Origin of the sequence: Streptococcus sp. 20925_1_69, assembly GCF_041432365.1 — a bacterium.
Lineage (GTDB): Bacteria > Bacillota > Bacilli > Lactobacillales > Streptococcaceae > Streptococcus.
The window spans coordinates 135,886-159,257 of record NZ_JAPVZL010000003.1 but is presented as its reverse complement, the minus strand read 5'-3'; the positions used below and the strand labels follow the sequence as shown (position 1 = coordinate 159,257).

Genomic DNA, 23,372 nt, shown 5'->3' with positions numbered 1-23,372 from the left:
TATATCAAAAATCCAAGCCACAAACAAAAAAGCCACCCGATTGGGTGACTCCTGAGTTTAGCACTTATGTGGTATAATATTATACGGCACTGCTACACCGCCTACGAAAGGAGGTGAGATAGCCCATGATGGAACTAATCCTTAAAACTATCATCGGACCGATTGTGGTCGGTGTCATCCTTCGCTTAGTCGATAAATGGCTAAACAAAGATAGATAGTGTCAAAAAAGACCCCAAGCTTAATGTGGAAGTTAGCTTGGGGTCTTTTCTAGTCCATGATATAGAACTAATCCTTAATTCCTCTCCATTATCCCACAGTTCACAAGATTTGTCAAAGGTTTATATCCTTATCTACTCAGCTTGTCATTTGTAAGCAAAAACAATATTCATCATACGTCTATCTGCCAACAAATAAAGGAGACATGCTACTAAGGTAACCAGCCACATGGCATATACAGAAACTGTTAAAACCGTGAATTCCTCCATGATGATTAGTAGTAAATTTGCCAGATAATACCGCCCAACAACCGTTGTTAAAGCAAACAAACCTGCAAATGACAATAAAAAGGCAAGTGGTAGGGCAAGGATAAGTTCCTTCCGATATTTTCCTAAGAAGAGGACAATAATACCAGCAGACAGTGTATAAGCAAAAGCAATTGCTCCATAAACAAGTCCCCAAGATAACATTGCAAGACTAGAGAAAGCAAAATCACCATCCATTAGCTCTAGGACAAGCATAGTCAAAAAAGTGAATTCACTGACTAGTAGATTAATCAACAAAGCAAGCATAAACTTCGCTTGGAGTAATTGTTTCAAATCGACAGGAATCAGTCTGAGATTTGAAATCGTTTTAGACACTTGTTCTATTCTTATCAAATCCACTAAAATCATGCTCGAAAAAGGGAGGAGAAAATAGTAGTTCAAAAAGAAGAAACCATTTTCTACATACCAGCCATTCACACTACCGTACGAATGCCCTTGATAAATCTGATGACCAATCATAAACTCTAACAAAAAGAGCACGATGGCTACAAAGGGAATCATATACAGTATCTTTCGCCTTCTTAGTTTAGTCAATTCTAGCATCAACATTTATTCATCCACCTTTCTTAACCAAGATTTAATGGACAAGAAAGACAAAACAAGTAAAGATAAACCTAGTACAATAATTGATAAGATAGCTGGCTGTTGAAGCACCACTCCTTCTCTGTTTCCTTCCCAAATTAAACTGTTAGCGCTTGTAACTGGACTGATATTTGGACTCGTCCTTGCTAAAAAAAATGACACTAAAACATACATGACGCCGACCAAATTTCCAACTATCTCCTTGCCTCTTACTTTTATCATGAGCAAAGCAACTAAAGGAAATACTCCCATGGGAATTAAGACACCACTACTCATACAAAGATAGAAGAATCTTAATAATAAAGATAAACTGACTGTTGAAGAAAAGCGAGATAGTAGTGCAAATAAGGAAACCGAAATATAGGTGAATAACATGATACACAGAGTATTGATTTCTATATACAAAATCTTAGCCCAGAATGTCTTCATTAGATTTGCTGAAGCGAGTTTCAAGTTGTTCATGATTCGATAGCGATATTCTACACCAAATGCCTGTATTGTATAGGAAACACAATACAAAGGGAGAATCAAAAAGTTTAAATAAGACAAAGAAAATTTATAGACAAAGGGAAAGGAGTCAAACAAGCCTCTCGCATCATTTACATAATAACAGATGAGAGCTAGGTAGAGGGAAACAACACCATATACGACAAAATTCAGTTTTTGATGCCTTTGTTTGAGAAATTCAATCTTCACTAAATCAAGCAATTCCCTCACCTCCTGTTACCCGCTTAAAGTAGTCCTCTAAACTTTCATTGTTTTTATAAGAATATTCTTTTAGAACTATTCCGTTGTCTTTTAAGGAGTTAGATACGACCGCAATGTCAAAAGTAGGTGATTCTCCCTGAAGTTCAAGTTCTATATCCGAAAGAATACTAATCTGTTCTTGCAGATTTATCCTGCAAAGCACTTCCTTAGCTTGAGAAGCATCCGAAACAATTAGGTGGATTTTCCTTTTCTCTGCACCATCTATTAATTCCTGCATAGTCTTTTCAGCCATAAGGTGGGCATCATGCAGTATCCCAACTCTATCTACAAGCTTTTCAAGTTCTGAAATAATGTGACTGGATATTAAAATTGAAATGTCATGATTGGTACTGAGTTCCTTTAGATAACGGCGTATTTCAAGGATACCAATAGGATCTAAACCATTTGTTGGTTCATCTAATATCAAAATTTTCGGCTGGTGCATGATAGCGTTAGCAATTGCCAACCGTTGCTTCATTCCTAGAGAATACTGTTTGAATAGTTTTTTATTTTCTCCATCTAATCCTACTACTTGTAAAGCTTGCTCTACTTGTTTTAGCGAAACTCCTCTCAATCTCGCAAAAATAGAAAGATTTTCAGGCCCCGTTAAATTAGGATAAAAAGAAGCACTGTCCAATACCACACCGATTTGAGATAGCAAGTCCTTAGAAAATTCACCTAACAGTTTTTCAGATAGAATATTCACTTCACCACTATCCATAGCTGTCAAGCCTAAAATAGCCTTGATAAAGGTTGTCTTTCCAGCTCCATTTCTTCCTAGTAAGCCATAAATTTCTCCCTGTTTTAGCGTAAAGTCTATCTTATCTAAGATAATTTTCCCATCATAGGATTTTGATAAATTAGATGTCTGTATTACTGGATTTCTCATTTTATTCTCCTCCTAACATCTATACACCCACATCAAGAGATATAATAGAGTAGTTCCTATATAACTAGTTATATGAGAGGGTAATAGGGTATAGCAAACTTACAATCCCCCTTTAAGTCCTTCAATCTGTGGCACGATCCATTTTATAAATGTTACTTCACAAACGTTTAATAAATCAATCCTCCAGTCCAAGATTAACTACACTAATTGTTGAAGCTTGTTGTACAACTCTCAAACCCAAAATATATTGTACTTGATTTACAGCTTACAAAAACAAGCGCTTACAAATAATCCTAAAAAAAGATGATATAAAAATGATTTTACGAAACTTTGCTAAAATACTCATATTAACCACCTTTTTCTTATCTTTACACTTGTAAGTGTACTACTTTAAATCTTCTTTGTCAATAAAAAGTATTCTTTTTTTCTTTTTCTTTTCGATTTATTCCTTTAAGACTATTTCTATGTCGAGAAGTTGAAAAATAGAGATTAAAAGTATATAATTAATCATAAATTTATTTAAAGAAGGTTTAAAGATGAGCATATTATCTGATAAACTAAAAGCCAAGAGAAAAGAAAAAGGCTTCTCACAAAAAACACTTTCCGAAGGAATTTGTGAGCAAAGCCAAATCAGCAAAATAGAACGTGGCAACTATATGCCTGCTGCTGATTTACTCTATAAACTTGCAAATCGGCTTCAAGTTCCTTTAGAATATTTTTTCGATGAACAGATTGAAATGACTTCCAATATAACACCGTTTAAGAAATTAGCAGAAAAATTACTTGAAGATCGTAATTACGAAGATTTAGAATACCTCTTAAACTTAGAAAAAGAAAAGTCTCAGTATCTGTCTACTGAGGACGAATTTTATCTTCTATGGATTCAAGCGATTATCCTTTTCTACTTACATGGTTCCAAAGATGAAGCTATTGCCAGTCTAGAAAACACTTTGCCAAAACTTTCGTCTAGTTCATCTGTGTATCTTAAACTCCTCAATACTTTATCTAATTTTTATTTTTCTGTAGGGCGTGATGCAGAATATGAAGAAAATAATTCACTTCTTATCAGTTTGTACCAAGAAAAAGATTTAAACCACCAAGAGTATTTATTTGGTTATATTCGAGTTAAACATAATTTCGCCTATTATTTACACTCTAAAGGGAAGGAGTTAGAAGCTGTCCAAGAAGCCTTAGAAACCATTGACTTTTGTAAACAAAAAGAGACCAGCTATCAGCTGGCGCCTCTTTTAACTATCGTTGCGAACGCCGGAAAAGATTTTTTAAAGCAAGATGAAATTCTTGACTATTATTTACAGGCTCGTGATATCTGTAAAATATACGAGCACAAGCTCATGATGGCTAAGATTGATCATTTTTTGAAAGATAAGGATAGGTGACTTCAATCGTAATAAGTTATAATTACCAATTAGCTAGAAACGTAAAAGTGGAGAGGAACTAATGTCGTTTTCTCCACTTTTGTTGATATCCCCTCTTCAACTTGTATCCTGCCCAGCATGATAAAGAAAGTAAAACTAAATTAAAGATGATAAAGAAAGTCGTAAAACCAAATAATCCATTTTGAGCTAAATCTGCCGTGTAAAGTTCAGTTTCTGTAAAGAGAAGATAAATTCCATAGACCTCCACGAAAATAAGAAAACTGACAAAACCAATTAGGAAAAGTCCACTGGCAATAAGAAAGAGTCTCCATAAAAGAATGAGAATTCCTCCTACTACTAAAAAAATTACTGGGAGAAAGAGTAAATAAGCTATAACTTCCTCCTTTCCAAATGCAAAAGCACTCTATCCTACTGAGAGAGTAGAGTATTTTATGATATAATATTGTTCGGCACTTCTACACCGCCTGCGAAAGGAGGTGAGATAGCCCATGATGGAATTAGTACTCAAAACTATCATCGGACCAATTGTGGTCGGTGTCGTTCTTCGATTAGTCGATAAATGGCTAAACAAGGACAAATAGTGTCAAAAAAGACCTCAAGCTTATTTGGACGTGAGCTTGGGGTCTTTTCTAGCCTATGATATAGAACTAGTACTCAATTCCTTTTTATTATCCCACAGTTCACACATTTTGTCAAAGTTTTACATTTTCGACTTCTCAAGATTTAACCACTGTACAACAAAACGGTCAAGATTAAGAGAAAGTTAGGGATTCTATCAATTTCATAAAAATTTTGATTTCGTAAACGAAGAGACAAGCTTACATGTCACTCCTCATTTAATACGCCACTACTGGACAAGTAAAATCGTCATTACAATAGTTCCATTCCTTCAATTAATAGTCACTCACATTCAAAGTGAGGTTGAAGTAGCCGAAGCGACAACAGACCTATTTCTTAGTCATATTCGCTAAAAAAGTCCCCGCCAATTCCCCGACCAAAATCCGAAAAATATCGAAAAATGATTTTTAGAATAGTCCCCAAAAGCCTGAAATAGAGCCAAAAAACTCCACCTGATTGGGTGGAGTCAAGGGAGATTATTATGAAAAAGAAAAGTTTAGGATTTCATTAAATAAAGTTAGGAGGTCTTTATTTAATAACTATATGATACAAGACGAAGCTTAAAACTAGCTTAACTTTTCTCAAATTCTACCATTTTTCAAAAAATTACTATCACCATCACCTCGTTCCACAAAAAAGCCACCTGATTGGGTGACTTCATTAGGAGATTATGATGAAAAAAAGTTTTAGGATTTCATTAAATAAAGTTAGGAGGTCTTTATTTAATGACTATATAATACTAGACCATCCTTAAATTTTGCTTAAGAACAAACAAGTTTTATTATTTTTCTCTGTTTATCCAAGTCATTCCTATACAATCATAGGTAGATAAGTCTTCAAAACCCAAAGAACGATAAAATCCCGCGTTTTTTTCTGTCTGGTCTGTCACCAGCTGAACTTGATAGACATCTTTGCAATCCTCTAAAACCTCTTTCATTAGGGCACTACCAATCCCTTGACGCTGATAGATAGGTAAAACGATTAAATCCTGAACCAGTACTGATGAGAATCCATCTCCAACCAAACGAATCAAGCCCACCACAGTATCATCATCAAGCGCCACATAAATCGCTAATGAATGAGATAACGCCTGCTCCAGCATCTCTGATTGATCGGTATAATTTGTCCAACCGACAGCCTGATAGAGATGCAAAACATCCTCTAGCTTGACAAATTCTTGCTTTTTAATAGTGATCATGTCAACACCTCTTAAAACTCTCTCAAGCTCTTGTACTGCCGTCCATTTTTATCAAAATTTTCAGGAGCCAACCATGCTTCCAATCGAGCTTTGACTTGAGGCCAGTCCTTATCAATCATAGACAACCAATCCGTATCCCTAGTACGCCCCTTATAAACGACTGCCTGGCGGAAGGTTCCTTCATAAACAAATCCCAAACGCTCCGCAGCTCGTCTTGATGGCAGGTTAAGAGCATCACATTTCCACTCATAGCGACGATAGTTCAATTCTTCAAAGACATAGCGAGCCAAAAGATACTGAGCTTCTGTCCCTATACGTGTTCCCCTGAGCTCTGGAGAAAAAGTGACTGCTCCCACTTCTATTACTCTGTTATTCTGGTCAATGCGCATGAGAGAAAAAGTTCCCAAAGCCTTACCAGTTGACTTGTCTATGATTGTATAGTAAAAACGGTCCTTACGAGCCAACATCTGATTTAAAAGAGTAACCAGCTCCTCCATATCTGCCACTGGCTCCTGAAAGAGGTAGGTCCACATCTCCCCAGGAGTATCAGGACCATAAACAGCTAATAAATCCTCCGCATGCTTTTCCACGGAAAGAGCCTCTATTCGAGCATAACGCCCTTCTAAGAAATCAATGGAAGGCAATGCACCTGGTGTATAACCTCCCATTGCCTCCCCAATCATCTGACCATATTCATTTACTGGCATCTTTATTCTCCTTTTTCATTTATTGAATATAGTATAACATATCTCAATGAAAATTTTATGGAAACGAGTGAGTTAATGTCCCTTATGCTTCTCTCTATTTTTTACTGTTTGTATTCAAATTTCTCTTGTTTTAGTGTTTGCTTTTGTAGACTGGACTACCAACCAGAACTGTGTTTTTATCTTAGTTAGGACTATTATAGTACGGTTCAGCACTATCTACAAATTCTTCAGATGTGTATCAAAAAAATTTATCGTAACAAGCCAAGAGTCTACACTTTCTTTCATTAATAAGCGCCAATCTTTTCGATAACGATGATTCGGTTGATAAGCAACCGTCAACATATGCCCTGTTTCATGGTATTTTTTAAACAAAATGGATTCCCCTTTATAATGTGAAATGATATCATCTATCGCGGATGATGCATTCCATATTTCATCAACATCGCTTCCTAGTAATAATAAAGGAGAGGAAATTTTACTCACATCAATCTGAGCCCTACTATCTTCAGGAATGTGTTTTCCAAAAAACTTGTTTAACAAATAATTTCCTAACTGAAATTTTTGATACGGAAGTTCTTTTTGCAAATATGTCCAAGAAGATGAATGAGAGTTGAGTTTTCCCTTTATTCCCTCAAATATTACATTTGAGGGGGAATTGAGTACCAAACATTGCACATCTTCCAAAGTACTTTGTCCAGCCAGAACAAGCTCTGCTCCTTTAGAGCGACCATATATTCCTATTTTTGTATTATCAACTTGAGGATGATGATATAGAAAATCTTTCGCTTCCTCCAGACATTCTATTGGAATTCGTTCTAAATTTTGGGGTAATCCCTCTAAACCAAAATAAGCTATTGCAAGACAAATATAGCCTCTAGAAGATAAAAGTTGGGCAATATTCTGAGCTTTTTCAATTCTTCCCTCACTACCGCTAACAATAATCACGGCTGGCGCCCTTCTTAACTTTTCATCATAAAATAATCGACCTTGAAAATGCTTGTCATAGATATCTTGATATCTTACTCCTAGATTCATATAACGCCTTACAAAACTTTGCTCCGCGACCATATCTTTCCCCAGCCTGATTTTAATTTCAACACCAAAACAATCTCGTAATGGAATTCTATCAAGAGAACTCGGTAATCTCCTTTTCCTGTTCTTCAACGGTTTCGCATTAAAGAATAATCCCATTTCTGAAACTCCTTTATAAGATCCCGAAATAGATGCTGTCTGAGAGGTATCAATCATACCGTCCTGATCAGATAAAAAAATTGCGGTTGATTTCCATATAACATCATGATCTAAAAGCAAAGGAGCATTTATACAGTAATAATCAGACAGGTACATTTCTACACAATACATTGCCCTTGGTTCTAAACCATTAATAGCAATATAAAAAGATTCATCCGCTAAATCTGTTTGTGAAATCAGTTCTATGTTTACAGTCATATCTTCTCCTTTTTGTTAATCTGCTTAACAATTATATTTGAAATTTACCGTGACTTTTACCACGGTAATTCTCCCCACACCTTTTCAATATCATCCATCAATTTCACAACTGTTTTAAGTTCCACCTCGCTATAGTTGTTTAAAACTGAAAAGATTGATTTTTCAATATATTCTTGTTGCTCCTTATGGATTTTAAAAATTTCGATGCCTTTTTCAGATAATCTCAAATATTTATTTTTCCCATTATTCGGATCAAAATCAAAAACAACTAAATTTTTTTGAATCAATCTCCTAACACTTTGAGTTATTGCACTTCTTGAAATTTCTAATAATTCAGATAATTTTACTAGATTTAAGGGCTGATTTTTCCCAATCACAACAATCAAATGTACCTCATTCAACGTAATGGATTTGTCAACACCACTTTTATGTTGATTTTTTTTTAACTGGTCAAACGCTAAAATAAATCTATTGAAACGATTATTAAATGCAATAAATTCTTTTTTATCCATAATCTCTCTTTTCTTTGTTAATCATATTAACAAAACAGAAACTTCCTGTCAAATAAAAAATCCCCCAGATTCTACTCTGAAGGATTCATTTCTTATTTCACAACGATATTAACGAGTTTATTAGGTACCGCAATCACTTTCACGATTTCCTTACCGTCAATTTCCGCTTTGACTTTTTCATCAGCGAGAGCAATTTCTTGCAATTCTTCCCGTGATAGGTCTTTAGCGACCATGAGTTTGGCACGAACTTTTCCTTTGATTTGGACAACGATTTCGATTTCGTCTTCAACTAATTTGCTTTCGTCCCATGTTGGCCAAGCCACGTAAGAGATTGACTCACCTGTTACTGCAACAGTTTGCCAGAGCTCTTCTGCCAAGTGAGGTGCAAATGGTGCAATCAACTGAACGAAGCCTTTGGCGTAGGCTACATAAAGTTTGTCTTCCTTGTTGGCAGCGTTGACAAAGACCATAAGTTGGGCAATGGCTGTGTTGAATTTGAGGGACTCAATTTGTTCAGTGACAGCTTTGACTGTTTCGTTGTAAACCTTGTCAAGAGCGCCATTGTTGTCTGCAACAATTTCCTTACTTGAAATCAAACGGTAAACACGGTCAAGGAATTTACGGCTTCCTTCCAGACCTTCTTCTGACCAAGCAATCGAAGCATCAAGTGGTCCCATGAACATTTCATAGACACGAAGGGTATCAGCACCGTATTGTTCCACCACATCGTCTGGGTTAACCACGTTCTTGAGGGATTTAGACATCTTGGCTGGCGCTTGTTCCAATTCTTCTCCTGTTTCCACATGGAAGAAAGAACCATCACGTTTTTCAACCTTATCAGTTGCCACAAGAGCACCACGGTGGTCACGGTAGCTGGTTCCCAAAATCATTCCTTGGTTAAAGAGTTTTTGGAATGGTTCCTTAGTCGGAACAACACCGAGATCATAGAGGAATTTGTGCCAGAAACGAGCGTAAAGCAAATGAAGAACAGCATGCTCTGCACCACCAACGTAGATATCTACTGGCAACCATTGTTTGAGAAGGTCCTCATCAGCCAATTTCTCAGTATTGTGTGGATCAATATAGCGGAGGTAATACCAGCTTGAACCTGCCCATTGTGGCATGGTATTAGTTTCACGACGTCCTTTAACACCATCTTCACGAGTCACTTCAAGCCAGTCTGTCAAGTTAGCTAGTGGACTTTCCCCTGTACCTGAAGGGCGGATGTCCTTGGTTACAGGCAAGACAAGTGGCAATTCACTTTCAGGGACAGCTGTTGAAGTTCCATCTTCCCAATGAATGATTGGAATCGGCTCACCCCAATAACGTTGACGGCTAAAGAGCCAGTCGCGGAGACGGTAGGTAACCTTCTCTTGTCCACAACCTTTCTCTTCCAACCAAGCCACGATCTTAGCAATCGCTTCTTCTTTGTTGAGTCCATCTAGGAAGTCTGAATTGACATGAAGGCCATCTTCTGTGTAGGCAGCTTCTGCTACATTTCCACCTTCAAGTACTTCGACGATTGGAAGGTCAAATTGTTTGGCAAATTCCCAGTCACGTTGGTCGTGGGCAGGCACAGCCATGACCGCACCTGTTCCATAACTAGCAAGAACGTAATCCGCAATCCAGATTGGAATTTCCTTACCATTGACAGGGTTGATGGCATAAGCACCAGTCCAAACACCAGTTTTTTCTTTGGCAAGGTCTGTACGAGTCAAGTCAGACTTAAGGCTAGCTTGGTGTTTATAGTCTGCTACTGCCTCTGCTTGCTCTGGACTTGTAATAGCGTCAACCAAATCATGTTCAGGAGCCAAGACTGTGAAAGTCGCACCGAAAAGAGTGTCCGGACGAGTTGTAAAGACTGTGAATTCCTTATCAGTTCCCTTAACCTTGAAGGTTACATTAGCACCAGTAGATTTACCAATCCAGTTGCGTTGCATATCCTTGATAGACTCTGGCCAATCAAGTTCATCTAAGTCATTAAGCAAACGCTCCGCATAGGCCGTGATTTTGAGCATCCATTGGCGCATTGGTTTGCGGACAACTGGATAGCCTCCACGCTCAGATGTTCCGTCAGGAAGAACCTCTTCGTTGGCAATGGCTGTTCCCAATTCCTCAACCCAGTTTACTGGTACTTCCGCTTCATAAGCCAAGCCTTTTTCGTAAAGCTTAGTGAAAATCCATTGAGTCCACTTGTAGTAGTTTGGATCTGTCGTGTTAACTTCACGATCCCAGTCATAAGAAAATCCAAGCGCATTGATTTGACGTTTGAAGTTGGCAATATTTTCCGCTGTAAATTCTGCTGGGTCATTACCTGTATCCATAGCGTATTGCTCTGCAGGCAAACCAAAAGCATCCCAACCCATTGGGTGAAGGACATTGTAGCCTTGCGCACGTTTGTAACGGCTGAGGATATCTGTCGCTGTATAGCCTTCTGGGTGTCCTACGTGCAGACCCGCTCCAGATGGATAAGGGAACATATCAAGAGCATAAAACTTCGGTTTTGAGGCATCTGTTCCTGTCTTAAATGTATGATGTTCTGCCCAGTAACCCTGCCACTTAGGCTCAATTTCTTTATGATTGTAAAAACTCATGGTCTCTCTCCAATTTTGTGATGTTACTATTATACCATTTTTGAGGGAATTTGAAATGTATTAAAAGAAAAAACTGTATACTGTATTTCATTAATTTTGATGGCTCTGAATTGCTCTATCACCCACTTTTTTATCTTATATGCGGGAAATCAAAGAGCAAAACAAGAAGTTTATCTCTTATAACACAAAATACTAATTTTAGACCGAAGATACGACTGGAATGCTAATTAATGTATTTATAATAAATAGCCGACAACCTATGTCGCTTTTTGATTTATGAAGAACGTCGGATTCAATACGAGGATCAATAAAAGACTACCATTTGGAAAACAGTAGTCCTTATTGTTTATTTTGAATTTACATAGGCGTCTACAGCGATGATAGTTTGAGCAACATCTGAAGGCGAAATCTTAAACGGCATCTGATGGATTGTCTCACCCTCCATAGTTGCTTGTTTACCAACTTTTATTAAATCATCATATCCAACTTGATCTAAATGCATTTCTTTTAGAGTTGTTGGCATGCCAATTTTTTTGTAAAACTCAATATACTTATCAAGTTCTTCTTTTGGTCTATTTTCCAATAAAAGTTGTACCAAGGTTCCATAAGCTACTTTTTCACCATGTGTTAAATGATGTATGTCACCTGTCAATGCAGTAAAACCATTATGAATTGCATGCGCCGCAGCCAATCCTCCACTTTCAAAGCCTAGGCCACTCAATAGAGTATTAGCCTCAACAATGTTTTCTAATGCTGGTGTCACAACTTTAGCTTCACAAGCCGCCATGGCCTGTAAACCATCTGCGAACAGCGTTTCTTCGCATTTCTTCGCAATTGCAACTCCAGCCAACGTTTGTTGTTGTCCTAACATAGTTTTTCCATTTGCCTGCATAACCGCACGCGCCTCAACCCAAGTTGCTAAACCATCTGCAATACCAGATGCTAATAAACGCTTAGGGGCTTGTGAAATAACTTTTGTATCAACCAAAACTAAATCTGGATTTTTAGAATAAAATAGATAATGATCAAATGCACCTTCATCTGTATAAATAACAGATAAAGCAGATACAGGTGCGTCAGTCGATGCAATTGTTGGAGCAATAATAACAGGCTTTTCAATCAAATCTGCAATAGCTTTTGCACTATCAATCGTCTTTCCACCACCAAGACCGATAATACTATCACAATTTTCTTTCTCAGCCAAGGCAACAACTCGATTGATTTCATTGTCAGAAGCTTCACCATTAAACTTGGCTAGAACAATATGGAAACCATACCTATGTAGGTAATCTTCAAATCGTTTTCCAACAATATCATAAACCAACTGATCGCATAATAGAATAGGACGATTCCCCAAATCCAATATTGATTTGGCATTTTCAAACAAGGCATTTTCCCCTTGAATATATCTAGAAGGGCTAGCAAAAATTCTCATATGTATTTCCTCTCTACCTAGATGGAACGACTATTTTGAATAACAAACCAATCATCAGAAAAATCGTCAACCGCCTTTTGGATAGATGGCATGGCGAAAGCTGATTCAAAAACATCTGCTCCTGCTGTAACAGCATGCGCACCTGCAGCTAAAGCATTATTTACTTGTGCTACATTTTTAAAGGATGCGGCTAAAATCTTACTAGGAGAGTTCTGTCTATCAATAGCAAGAGCTAATTGACGAATGACAGAATTTGAATCGATGTTCAGATTCTCCATTCTGTTATAATATGGAGCTAGGTAATCCGCTCCTGCTTCAATAGCTAATAATCCCTGAATAACTGTATAAATAGCTGTTGCAGTAATATGGTAGCCCTCTTTTTTTAACACCTTTATTGCACGTAATCCATTTGGAGTAACAGGTACTTTGATAAATATATCATCTCCTGCTTGTCTACGAATTTCATGAGCATCTTTTAAGATACCTTCAAAATCTTGAGAAATCACCTGAACATGAATAGAGGGTGTAGAGCCAATCAATTCTCTTACATCTTTGATTCGTTCAAAAAAATTAATAGAACCCTCTCTTTTTGCAATAGTGGGATTTGAAGTTACCCCAGCTAGCGGTAAAATTTCAGACCACTTTTTAATCTCATCTAAATTTAATGTGTCAAGCATAAATTCCATAAAAAGAACCTCTTTATTTTACAAAGTATGCTCAGTACGTCCTATAATATCATCTTGGGTTGCCTTAGAAAGAACATTGAAGAATGCAGAGTATCCTGCAACACGAACAATTAAGTCTCTGTGTTTTTCAGGATGTTTCTGAGCGTCAATCAACGTCTCTCTGGAAACAACATTGTATTGAATATGGTACCCATGTAAACGATTAAAGAATGTTCGTAACAAAGCAATTAGTTTTAATTTATCTTCTTCTTTGGCTAACGTTTGAGGATTTACTTTCTGATTTAAGAGAACCCCACCTACGATTTCATCTGTTGGTAATTTTGAAACAGATTTTAAAACAGATGTAGGGCCGTGTTGATCCATATTATGTGATGGTGAACAACCCTCTGCTAACGGTGTACCCGCGTTGCGTCCATCTGGCGTTGCTAATGTTCCACGTCCCTGTCCTACGTTGGCTGAGATAGAAGATGTTCCTGAATAACGAATTCCTCCAATAGGACCTCTTCCATAACGTGTATTAGGATATTTAGCAATTTCATCAACATAAATGTCATAAGCAGCAGTAACCAATTTGTCAGCATAATCATCATCATTACCGTACTTAGGTGCATCATGAATCAACATTTCTTGAATGACCTTACCTTCTTCTCCGGCATAATCTGTTTCCAGTGCATGCCAAAGCTGACTTGGGCTTATACGTTCTTCCTCAAATACCAATTTTTTAATTGCAGCTAATGAATCCGACAAATTTGCAATTCCAACTTGCAAACCTGATATATAATCATATACTGCTCCACCTTCTTTAAGGTGTTTTCCACGACCAATACAATCATCAGTCAATGCTGAACATAGAATATCAGGAACTTCTCGTTCCAATGATAAATCAATAGAATTTTCAACAATAACACTCATTCGTGTCAAATATCTTAGTGTTTTATCCCAAGCATTTTCTAATTCAGAAAAGTTCTTCATATCCTTAAAATGACCAAAGCTTGGTGCAAACCGTTTACCCGAAGCCGGATCAATTCCATCATTCATCGTGATAAGTAGAACCTTAGGGAAGTTCATATAACTCATACCTGTGCAACGATAGCCCCATTTCCCTGGAACTGCCGTTTCAACACATCCAATGGCACTGTAATCATAAGCATCATCTTCCAATACTCCTTTTGCAATAAAAGAAGGAATAATAATCTCATCATTATTAAATGCAGGCATACCAAAACCAAGTTTCATCACTTCAATACACTCATTCATGAAACGAGCATCTAAACCTGAATGGTAACGTACAGTTAGATTAGGTTGCGGTAGATGAGTTTGTGCAACTGATTTTAATACCAAATAAGATAATGGGTTAACAGCATCCTTCTTATCTCGAGTCTGTCCACCAATTGTAACATTTTGATATAAAGGACTTCCTGCTGAAGAAAATGTATGTGCTTGACTGCGAACCTTATTAATTGTAATTGTCTTAATCCAAAGATTTGTCAGACGTTCAACAATGCTATCTTCTGTTTCTTTACCACTTTCTAAATCAGCCTTCATATATGGATACATATATTGATCAAAACGACCATATGAAAGAGAGTGGCCATTAGATTCAATTTGTAAAATACATTGAATAAACCAAACTGATTGAATAGCTTCTGCAAAAGTAGTTGCCGGTTCATATGGGACTCGAGAGCAAATATCTGCGATCTCAAGTAATTCTTTCTTACGTTTAGGATTTGCATTTTCGGCTAAACTTTTAGCAAGATCAACAAAGCGATTTGCATATACTTTAATAGCATCGATTACGATAAAGATAGAGTCGTAAAAATGATATTTATCAATACTTGCTGGATCTGTTAAATCTAGCGCTGCTTTCGCTTTACGAGCCCGCTCTTCAAAACCTCTTAAACCAAATTGCAACAGTTTCTGATAGTTAACTGCTAAATGAGCATCTCCAGAATTCATCTTACCTTCCATACCGAAGAATCCTGTTTCCATATAAACAGACACTTCTTCAGGTAACAAGGCACCAGCTCTAGCACGTAAATTATTATTTTCCCAAAACGGAGCAATACTTCTAAGTTGTTCTTTTGTTTCTTCAGTAATATAGAAAACATCTCCATCACGCTTTTCAAAAAGATCCAACTCATTGAGAACAAATTCTAGCGTATATTCTGGAAAAATAGGAGCATCTTTATTGGAAGAAGCTTGATTTCCCGCAATCATAGATTCTTCTTCGATATAGATAGTCATATTTTCCAAAATTTCTTTGAGCATATAGGCGCGTTTTAGGACATTAGGTTGTTCCTTATATCGATCATAAGCGCGTGTTGCTAGAACCGCTCTCTCAGCATCAATATAAGGTTTTTTATTTAAAACATCTTCTCGATATTTGTTCATCCTTTCAGTAAGGCTACCAAAATATTCTGTCTTAATTGTCGTTCTTGCTACTTCTTTATTTACCATAATAAGCACCTTTCTTTCGAAAATATTTTTGTTTCTTTCGAAAATATAATACCTGGTTTTTTAGAAAATTTCAAGCTTTCAACTAGAAAAACTTTAACTCTCTAATTTTTAGCACAAATGTGTGTGTTTAATGATAATACACAAATGTTTTTTAGAATTATCATGCTTCATTCTGATAAGCTAAACGATCCTGTACTTTAAAGAATGGGAAATAAACTAATGTAGACATCGCTAATATCACCAGCTGAGTAATAACTCCTTGCCATCCACCAACCATAAATCCTGATATAATAGCTGGGGTGCTCCAAGGTAATGTAACTCCTGAAAATGGCTGCATGAAACCTGTTGCAATAGCTCCATATACTATAACAGCTGCAAGTACAGGAACAAGAATGAAAGGTACAAACATAACTGGATTCATGACAATCGGAAATCCAAATACAACTGGCTCATTTACGTTAAATATTGCTGGAAAAGCTGCTACTTTCCCTAACGCTTGGTACTGTTTAGATTTTGATGCAAAAAGCATCGCAACTACAAGTCCAAACGTAATCCCTGAACCAGATAGAATTAAAAATGAATCTAAAAATTGTTGAGTAACAATATGTGCACCATTTTCTAATGATAGATTCCCAGAGGCTAACATAGCTTTATTAGCATCAAGATTAGATAAAAGCAGAGCTGTCACTACTCCATTTACTACCGATTGTCCATGAACACCAAACCACCACAAAAATGATATAAAGAATGCAATTCCAATTGCACCATACAAAGATCCAGTTAAACCTTGCAATGGAACTTGAATAGCAGAATAAATCATTTCTATGAATGTTCCGCCATTAGTCAATGAGCTCGCTAAAATATATACAATCATAGAAAGTAAGAAAATTACAAATGCTGGAATCATTGCTTCAAACTGTTTCGCAATAGCTTGTGGAACTTGTTCTGGCATCTTAATAACAATTTTTCTCTTTATAAAGAAGGTATAAATACTTCCTACTACCAAACCTATAATGATAGCACCGATAATTCCTTGACCTCCAAACCAAACTTTACTAATAGCATCCCCAATTGCCTCACCTTGTTTAGGGATATAAGATGATCTTAGCAAAATAAAGAATGCAGATACAGATAGAACCCCAGCTGGCAAAGCCTCTACTCCGCTATTCTTAGCATAAGAATAGGCAATTGAAAAACAAGAAATTAGACCCATAATCGCAAAAGTTCCTGAATATACTTGCATAAACGGCTCTGTCCAATTTGCTCCAAATACACTAGCAATGCTCTTGTTTAATCCTTCAAATGGCAATTGTCCCATAATCAAGAATAAACTACCAACTACTGTCAATGGCAAAATTGCTAACATACCATCTTTTAGAGCTATAATACCACGCATATTCACAAACTTCATCATAGGTGCAATGATTTTTTGAACATCCATCTTTGCCATAATAAATCTCCTTTTCTTACCCACTAATCAAAGATAGGGCCAAATCTAATACTTTTTTCCCATCTAACATACCATAGTCCATCATCGGAATAACAGCTATCGGAACATCACACTTATCACAAATTTCTTTTGATTTATCTAATGTATAAGCAACTTGAGGCCCCAACAGTGCAACATCTAGATTTGGGGCATAATCCGCTAATTTAGACTGAGAAAACGCCTCTATTTCTGCCTCAACTCCACTAGATTGCGCTGCAATTTTCATATTATTTACAAGCATACCAGTAGAAAAGCCTGCTGCACAAAACAAACCAATCTTCACCATTATATTTTCCTCCTCTATGTTAATACTCTAGTATTATTTTTTGTGAAGTTCTTTTCTCAAACTAATAATTTCTTTGATTAAATTAATCTCCGTCATACTAGTCATGAGATGATCTTGTGAATGAACAAAGAGAGCTGTTATTTCTGTCTTTGTACCAGACGCTTCCTGTGCCAAGAATTTTGTTTGTAGATTATGGGCTTCTAATAAGGCTGCATCAGCTAACTGGATTTCTTCTTCACATCGTTCACATGTACCGTTTTTTATATAATCTAACGCTTTATAAATATGTTGTTTCGCATCGCCAGCATATAAAATTAAACCCATGATAATTTGATCTGGAACAATAATTTCCATAAATTCCTCCTCATTTCACTATGTAAAAAGCTTTTTCATTTGAAATTTTAAAATTTTCTTTTGTAACTATAGAATACAACTACATAATAAACTTGTCAATCTAAAGACAACAAATAAACTATTTTTATTTATATAAGCACAAATGTGCAATTGATTAAAAAGAAAAAACGATAAACTGATATCAGTCTATCATTTTCACTCGCATAAAATATTTCGAAAAGAAAAATCACCATCTTCTTCTAAAACTTTTAAAATTGTATTTTTATCTGTAATCAGATGATTTACTAGATTAGCACGTAATACAGAAAGAATCGCAGATACTTTCGTATCACCATAAGCAACAGCTAAACTTTGAGGAATATTTTTTAAATCTTCCAAAGAGATTGCTATCGTTCTTTCCTGTAAGTTCTCATAAACTTCTTTACCTTTTGAATCAAAGAATCGACAACAAATTTCCCCTACAGTTTTAACTTTTGTCAATTCTTTAAAGTCATCCTCTGTAAGCATGTCTAACCATTGATGTTTTCCTTTATTACTAAAATCACCAATCCCAACCACAACTATATCTAAATCTTTCCAACTATTTTTCAAATCTTCAAAATATCTTGATTGCAAAATACCATCTGCTAACAATTTATTTTCTTGCACAATTGTTGCATTCATAAATGTACACTCTCCATGAAATTTTCTAGACATTTCATAAATCAGTGTATTCACATGGTATTTAGCGTGTATGTGACTAGGACCACCTGCTAGAGGATAGAAGTGAACATTTCGAACACTTTTGCTGTGGATTAAATCTACTAAATTACTTAAACTTTTTCCCCAAGAAAAGCCAATTTTCATATTATCATCAATTAAATTCCTAAGGACACCTGCTGCAACTTGAGAAATTCTTTCAGATAAAATTGTTGGATTGTCATCAAATTCATTTGGAATAATTTCTAAACTTTCCAGACCATATTTTTCTTTTACATAATTTTCCAACTTAAACATATTGGTATCAAAATTCTCTATTTCAATTTTAACAATTCCTGCATTCCTTGCTTCTGTTAACATTCTACTAATAGAGGTTCTATAAATTCCTAATTTTGCTGCTATTTGTGACTGATTTAAGTTTTCAATATAATACAGATAAGCAATTTTAGAGAGCAGTTTATTCCTATCTTGATTCATACACTTAACCTCTTACGAAACTACCTTAACCATTATCCCAGCATTTTCTAATGTAGCTATATTTTGTTTAGAAAGTTTTTCGTCTGTTATTACTTCATAGACTTGACTTAAAGCAAATCTTCTTACTGTACCCCTTTTATCAAATTTACTTGAGTCAGTTAGCACAATGACTTTATCCGACGCTGCTGAAATATATTGAACTACCTCACTGCGCATTAAATCTTTTCCTGTAAAGCCCATCTCTTTATCGTAGCCATCTGTCCCAACAAAAGCTTGACGCACATGAAAAGTCTGTATCATTTCTTTTAATAAAGGTCCTACGGTAACCTGTGAATCTTTCTGAAACTCTCCACCAAGAACAATAACACGACATGAATCATAACCTCTTACAAAATTTGCTATAAAAAATGAATTTGTTACAATAGTGACATTTCTTTTTTGCTTGCAAATTTCCTCAGCAAGTAAAGCACAGGTTGAACCAGATTCTATCATTATTGTTTCATTATCTGATACCAATTTTACTGCTTCTTGAACAATTTTTCTCTTAATTTCATAATTAATTGACAAGCGTACATTTAAGTCATCTCCACTATTTAACACAGCATATCCATGCTCTCTGTGTAATAAGCCTTTTGACTCTAATTTATCTAAATCTTTTCTAATCGTTACTTTCGATACATTTAATTTTTCCGATAATGTATTAACATCAATCTTTTCATATTCTGATACTAATTTAATAATTTGTTCCAATCTTTTCATTTTACACCTCCGTTTTATTCTACCAAAATAAAAAGCAAAAAACAACAAATTAAACTTTCGTTCGTAATTGTTTTTCTTTCGTTTTTGTGATAGGATAGAATTATAAAGAGGAGGAACTCTTATGGAAATATCTAAAGGAATTATTTTTAATATTCAACACTTTTCAATTCATGACGGTCCAGGCATTCGTACAACTGTTTTTTTAAAAGGATGTCCTCTGCGCTGCCCATGGTGTTCTAATCCTGAATCTCAAAGAATGAAACCTGAAAAAATGAAAGATGCTCAACGTGAGAAATTCACTTTAGTCGGTGAAGAAAAAACTGTAGAAGAAATTATTACAGAAGTATTGAAAGACAAAGAATTTTACGAAGAATCCGGTGGAGGTTTAACTTTATCTGGAGGTGAAATATTTGCTCAATTTGAATTTGCTAAAGCTATCTTAAAGTCAGCCAAAGAGCATCACATACATACTGCAATTGAAACTACTGCCTTTGTTGATCATGAAAAATTTGTTGATTTAATCCAATATGTGGATTTTATCTACACAGACCTAAAACATTATAATTCTATAAAACATAAAAAAGTGACTGGGGTTTTTAATCAAATGATTATTAAAAACATTCATTATGCTTTTTCTCAACATAAAACTATCGTTTTAAGAATCCCAGTTATCCCTGATTTTAACAATAGTTTAGAGGATGCAGAAGAATTCGCTACTCTATTTAACTCATTAAATATCGACCAAGTTCAACTACTCCCTTTTCATCAATTTGGTGAAAACAAATATCGTTTATTAAATCGGAAATATGAAATGGATGGAGTCAACGCACTTCATCCTGAAGATCTTATTGATTATCAAAAGGTATTTCTGAACCATCATATTAATTGTTATTTCTAGTTCATTTCCTTGAAATGCTCTAGCTATTTGCAGATAACAAGCATCTATAATACATACTTAACTTTTCAAAAGGTTTAGCTAAAAAATTTTAGCCAAACCTTTTCTATTTTACCTTGCTCTAGAATTTTTAAACTGCTATACTTATAACAGAAAACCCTTCCAAGGAGGTAGCGGATGTCTCATTCCTTTAAAAAATCTCTCCAAAAAGAAATTCTCCATAGAAGCTCTATCGCAGCCTTTATGACCTCTCTTTTACTACTCATTTTACTTTTTGGTTTTTCCTATTTTTTACAAAAGCAACAACTCTCCAAAGACACGAGACAGATTGTCAAACAAGTTCAAGAGATGAAAGAAGCAAATAATGAGCTCCTGACCACTATGAACTATAAAATGATTCCTGGATTTTTGGATGGCAAACACACAGAGAGAGAAGTCTTTAGCTTATTTTACGAGACAAAAGCTAAATTAAAACTTAGTTCTGACCTCATTATCCTAAGTGATACAGGTGAATTACTATTTAGTACCAATCGCAATCATCAAGAAAGTATTTTATCTCCCTACTATCTAAAACTGCTCATTCAAAATCCTTCTCAAGAAAAAGTTACAGAAAAAATTGCACTCTCTTCAGATAAGCAACATTACACACTCTTTATCAAACCACTACTTCAAAACCAACGAGTTATAGCCTATACGATTGCTTTCGTAAATGAGAATGATTTCATCTCAAGTTTCCCAATGATAAATTCTAAATACATCATTACCGATAGCTTTGGAAATATGTTTTCCAACAATACAAACCAGTTCACTCGCTCCACTCTTGAAAAATTTGATGAAAAACTCCTACACTCTCGTACCCACTGGTATGAGAATGAACCGCTTATTGTTCAAAAAGAAAAAGTCGGTGCTATTTTTTCAATCTATACTTTTCAATCCTTTTTTCCTATTCCTAGCTTACTCGGCCTAGCCTCCATTCTCACCTTATGTATATTCTTCCTCTACTTCTGGCAAGCAAGACGAATTGCTCATAAGATTGCTACACACAACGCTGTTCCTATTGAAAGCTTAGTTTACCAACTTCAAGAAATTCCCAAACAAGCAGAAAAAAGACTTTCTCTACAAACAGGTGATGAGTTTGAATTTATGGCCGAAAAAATTAATAATATGTTGTATGAATTAGATCAACTTCATCAGAAAATGTTGACCATCGAAAAAGAAAAGTGGATTTTTGAAAGAAAAATGCTGGAAGCTCAGTTCAATCCTCATTTTCTCTACAATACGCTTGAGACAATTAAAATTACTTCTTTAATGGATGCAGCTCTCACACAAGACCTGATTCAAAATCTCACGCGCATTCTTCGCTACAGTATCACCGATTTAGAAAAAGAAACAACCATTTGCCAAGATTTAAAGATTATAGAGGATTACCTTATTATTCATAAGATTCGTTTCGAGCACTTTTCCTATGATATTGTCTGCCCAGAAACTATCGATAATCAACCTATTCCTAAACTTTTCTTGCTTCCTCTAGTAGAAAATGCTATAAAATATGGGATGCAATACCGTATTGATCTTCATATTGATATCCAAATTACCTTGGAAGCAGATTCTCTAACTTTTTTAGTCAAGGATAATGCTGGAGGACTCACAAAACAAGAGCGACTCGCTATTTTAGACTCTTTAGAAAGCCCTCATACCCAGCATGGCATCGTTAACAGCTATAAACGATTGAGCAATTTCTTTTCTGATGTCCAGCTAGATTTAGGAGTCAATCGCCAAGGAGAAACTTGGGTCAAATTTATAACGAAAGGACTAACTCATGTTTAAGCTCATTATCGTAGAAGACGAACACCTCATTCGAAAATGGCTAGAGATTGCCGTAGACTACTCTGCCTTAGGTATCCAAGTAGTAGGAACTGCCAGTCACGGTCAAGAGGGAATGAAACTCATCCAAGAAAAAGAACCTCATATTGTCTTAACAGACATCACAATGCCAATTATGGATGCTTTTATGATGTTCGAAGCCACTCGTACTCTCTCCTATGAAAAAGTTATCTTATCAGGTTATAACGATTTTCAAAATGCCAAAAAAGCCATGCAATATGGGGCAGTTGATTTCTTATCCAAACCAATTGATACCAAGGAGTTGACAGAATGTCTTCAAAAAATTGTTTTGCGATTACGAGTTAGCACTCGTCAAGAAACTCCTTTTTTAGAAGAATATCAAACTTTACTTACCTCTATCCAACAAATTGATACACAAAACCAAATCATTCAGCAAATTCTTGAATTTGTTCATCAACACTACTGTATGCACTTTACCATTTCTAGCATTGCAGAGAATCTAGGGTATAGCGAAAGTTATCTATATAAGGTTATCAAAGAAGACTTCCCAATGACGCTAAATGAATATATCTTACGCTACCGCCTCAAGCAAGCTATAGATAAAATGGCTGAATCCCCCAATTCCCCCCTAAGCGATATCTCTGAACAAATTGGATTTTCAGACTATAAATATTTTGCAAAAGTTTTTAAAAAGTATCTCCATATTTCTCCAAAAGAATTAAAACTCATGGATAAAAACCATTGATGTAAAAGGA

23 protein-coding genes are annotated in these 23,372 nt (G+C 35.7%); 6 read left to right on the top strand and 17 right to left on the bottom strand.

The annotated features are described in order from the left end of the window. Window positions 1–125: 125 nt before the first annotated feature. Window positions 126–218: a type I toxin-antitoxin system Fst family toxin gene (locus O3601_RS03375; RefSeq protein ID WP_000970294.1), complete on the top strand. Its 93-nt coding sequence runs from the start codon at window positions 126–128 to the stop codon at window positions 216–218. A gap of 144 nt (window positions 219–362) precedes the next feature. Here O3601_RS03375 and O3601_RS03370 read toward each other — a convergent pair whose 3' ends face one another. The 3 genes from O3601_RS03370 to O3601_RS03360 are packed head-to-tail and all read right to left on the bottom strand — an operon-like array spanning window position 363 to window position 2,760. Continuing rightward, entirely contained in the window at window positions 363–1,085 is a 723-nt protein-coding gene (locus tag O3601_RS03370) for an ABC transporter permease (protein WP_371471172.1), read from the bottom strand. A 6-nt stretch (window positions 1,086–1,091) separates the two neighbouring features. After that, complete coding sequence (locus O3601_RS03365) at window positions 1,092–1,841, bottom strand: ABC transporter permease (protein WP_371471143.1); 750 nt, start codon at window positions 1,839–1,841, stop codon at window positions 1,092–1,094. Further along, window positions 1,825–2,760 carry an ABC transporter ATP-binding protein gene (locus O3601_RS03360; protein ID WP_371471141.1) on the bottom strand — a complete coding sequence of 312 codons (936 nt, stop codon included), beginning with the start codon at window positions 2,758–2,760 and terminating at the stop codon, window positions 1,825–1,827. The genes O3601_RS03365 and O3601_RS03360 overlap by 17 nt, the downstream gene beginning before the upstream one ends. 536 nt (window positions 2,761–3,296) lie before the next feature. On the opposite strand from O3601_RS03360, the gene O3601_RS03355 reads away from it, so the two are divergent. Continuing rightward, window positions 3,297–4,157, top strand: a complete 861-nt coding sequence (locus tag O3601_RS03355) for a helix-turn-helix domain-containing protein (protein WP_371471139.1) — start codon at window positions 3,297–3,299, stop codon at window positions 4,155–4,157. A gap of 58 nt (window positions 4,158–4,215) precedes the next feature. Here the strand turns inward: O3601_RS03355 and O3601_RS03350 are convergent, their stop codons facing one another. Next, window positions 4,216–4,530 carry a DUF5966 family protein gene (locus O3601_RS03350; RefSeq protein ID WP_371471171.1) on the bottom strand — a complete coding sequence of 105 codons (315 nt, stop codon included), beginning with the start codon at window positions 4,528–4,530 and terminating at the stop codon, window positions 4,216–4,218. A 115-nt stretch (window positions 4,531–4,645) separates the two neighbouring features. Between O3601_RS03350 and O3601_RS03345 the strand changes: the two genes are divergently transcribed. Continuing rightward, entirely contained in the window at window positions 4,646–4,738 is a 93-nt protein-coding gene (locus tag O3601_RS03345) for a type I toxin-antitoxin system Fst family toxin (RefSeq protein WP_000970382.1), read from the top strand. A gap of 818 nt (window positions 4,739–5,556) precedes the next feature. Here O3601_RS03345 and O3601_RS03340 read toward each other — a convergent pair. From O3601_RS03340 to O3601_RS03280, 13 genes are all read right to left on the bottom strand, one after another. Then, window positions 5,557–5,973, bottom strand: a complete 417-nt coding sequence (locus O3601_RS03340; RefSeq protein ID WP_371471138.1) for a GNAT family N-acetyltransferase — start codon at window positions 5,971–5,973, stop codon at window positions 5,557–5,559. Between the two features lie 11 nt (window positions 5,974–5,984). After that, complete coding sequence (locus tag O3601_RS03335; RefSeq protein WP_371471137.1) at window positions 5,985–6,680, bottom strand: GNAT family N-acetyltransferase; 696 nt, start codon at window positions 6,678–6,680, stop codon at window positions 5,985–5,987. Window positions 6,681–6,896: 216 nt separating this feature from the next. After that, window positions 6,897–8,129: an acyl-CoA thioesterase/BAAT N-terminal domain-containing protein gene (locus O3601_RS03330; RefSeq protein WP_173283294.1), complete on the bottom strand. Its 1,233-nt coding sequence runs from the start codon at window positions 8,127–8,129 to the stop codon at window positions 6,897–6,899. 56 nt (window positions 8,130–8,185) lie between these two features. Next, the gene (locus O3601_RS03325; protein WP_077804387.1) at window positions 8,186–8,641 is read right to left on the bottom strand and encodes a MarR family winged helix-turn-helix transcriptional regulator; all 456 of its coding nucleotides are present in this window, start codon (window positions 8,639–8,641) and stop codon (window positions 8,186–8,188) included. Window positions 8,642–8,733: 92 nt separating this feature from the next. Then, window positions 8,734–11,235, bottom strand: a complete 2,502-nt coding sequence (gene leuS / locus O3601_RS03320) for a leucine--tRNA ligase (protein ID WP_371471135.1) — start codon at window positions 11,233–11,235, stop codon at window positions 8,734–8,736. A gap of 346 nt (window positions 11,236–11,581) precedes the next feature. After that, a complete protein-coding gene (locus O3601_RS03315) occupies window positions 11,582–12,670 on the bottom strand; it encodes a glycerol dehydrogenase (protein ID WP_371471133.1) in 1,089 nt (362 codons plus the stop codon). Between the two features lie 17 nt (window positions 12,671–12,687). Next, on the bottom strand, window positions 12,688–13,356 hold the full coding sequence (locus O3601_RS03310) for a fructose-6-phosphate aldolase (protein ID WP_371471131.1): 669 nt from the start codon (window positions 13,354–13,356) through the stop codon (window positions 12,688–12,690). A gap of 18 nt (window positions 13,357–13,374) precedes the next feature. Then, window positions 13,375–15,813, bottom strand: coding sequence for a glycyl radical protein (locus tag O3601_RS03305; RefSeq protein WP_371471129.1), 2,439 nt, complete (start codon window positions 15,811–15,813; stop codon window positions 13,375–13,377). 160 nt (window positions 15,814–15,973) lie between these two features. After that, a complete protein-coding gene (locus O3601_RS03300; protein WP_001096819.1) occupies window positions 15,974–17,263 on the bottom strand; it encodes a PTS sugar transporter subunit IIC in 1,290 nt (429 codons plus the stop codon). A 16-nt stretch (window positions 17,264–17,279) separates the two neighbouring features. Beyond that, window positions 17,280–17,588, bottom strand: coding sequence for a PTS sugar transporter subunit IIB (locus O3601_RS03295; protein WP_000238723.1), 309 nt, complete (start codon window positions 17,586–17,588; stop codon window positions 17,280–17,282). Between the two features lie 33 nt (window positions 17,589–17,621). Continuing rightward, entirely contained in the window at window positions 17,622–17,942 is a 321-nt protein-coding gene (locus tag O3601_RS03290) for a PTS lactose/cellobiose transporter subunit IIA (protein WP_000402908.1), read from the bottom strand. 195 nt (window positions 17,943–18,137) lie between these two features. Next, window positions 18,138–19,118, bottom strand: coding sequence for a sugar-binding transcriptional regulator (locus tag O3601_RS03285; protein WP_001070838.1), 981 nt, complete (start codon window positions 19,116–19,118; stop codon window positions 18,138–18,140). Window positions 19,119–19,130: 12 nt separating this feature from the next. After that, window positions 19,131–19,877 carry a DeoR/GlpR family DNA-binding transcription regulator gene (locus tag O3601_RS03280; RefSeq protein WP_000824973.1) on the bottom strand — a complete coding sequence of 249 codons (747 nt, stop codon included), beginning with the start codon at window positions 19,875–19,877 and terminating at the stop codon, window positions 19,131–19,133. 121 nt (window positions 19,878–19,998) lie between these two features. Between O3601_RS03280 and O3601_RS03275 the strand changes: the two genes are divergently transcribed. The 3 genes from O3601_RS03275 (at window position 19,999) to O3601_RS03265 (ending at window position 23,362) form a co-directional block, all read left to right on the top strand. After that, the gene (locus O3601_RS03275; RefSeq protein WP_000406173.1) at window positions 19,999–20,775 is read left to right on the top strand and encodes a glycyl-radical enzyme activating protein; all 777 of its coding nucleotides are present in this window, start codon (window positions 19,999–20,001) and stop codon (window positions 20,773–20,775) included. 174 nt (window positions 20,776–20,949) lie between these two features. Further along, window positions 20,950–22,599: a sensor histidine kinase gene (locus O3601_RS03270; RefSeq protein ID WP_078228265.1), complete on the top strand. Its 1,650-nt coding sequence runs from the start codon at window positions 20,950–20,952 to the stop codon at window positions 22,597–22,599. After that, window positions 22,592–23,362, top strand: a complete 771-nt coding sequence (locus O3601_RS03265; protein WP_000475407.1) for a response regulator — start codon at window positions 22,592–22,594, stop codon at window positions 23,360–23,362. The genes O3601_RS03270 and O3601_RS03265 overlap by 8 nt, the downstream gene beginning before the upstream one ends. Window positions 23,363–23,372: the final 10 nt, after the last annotated feature.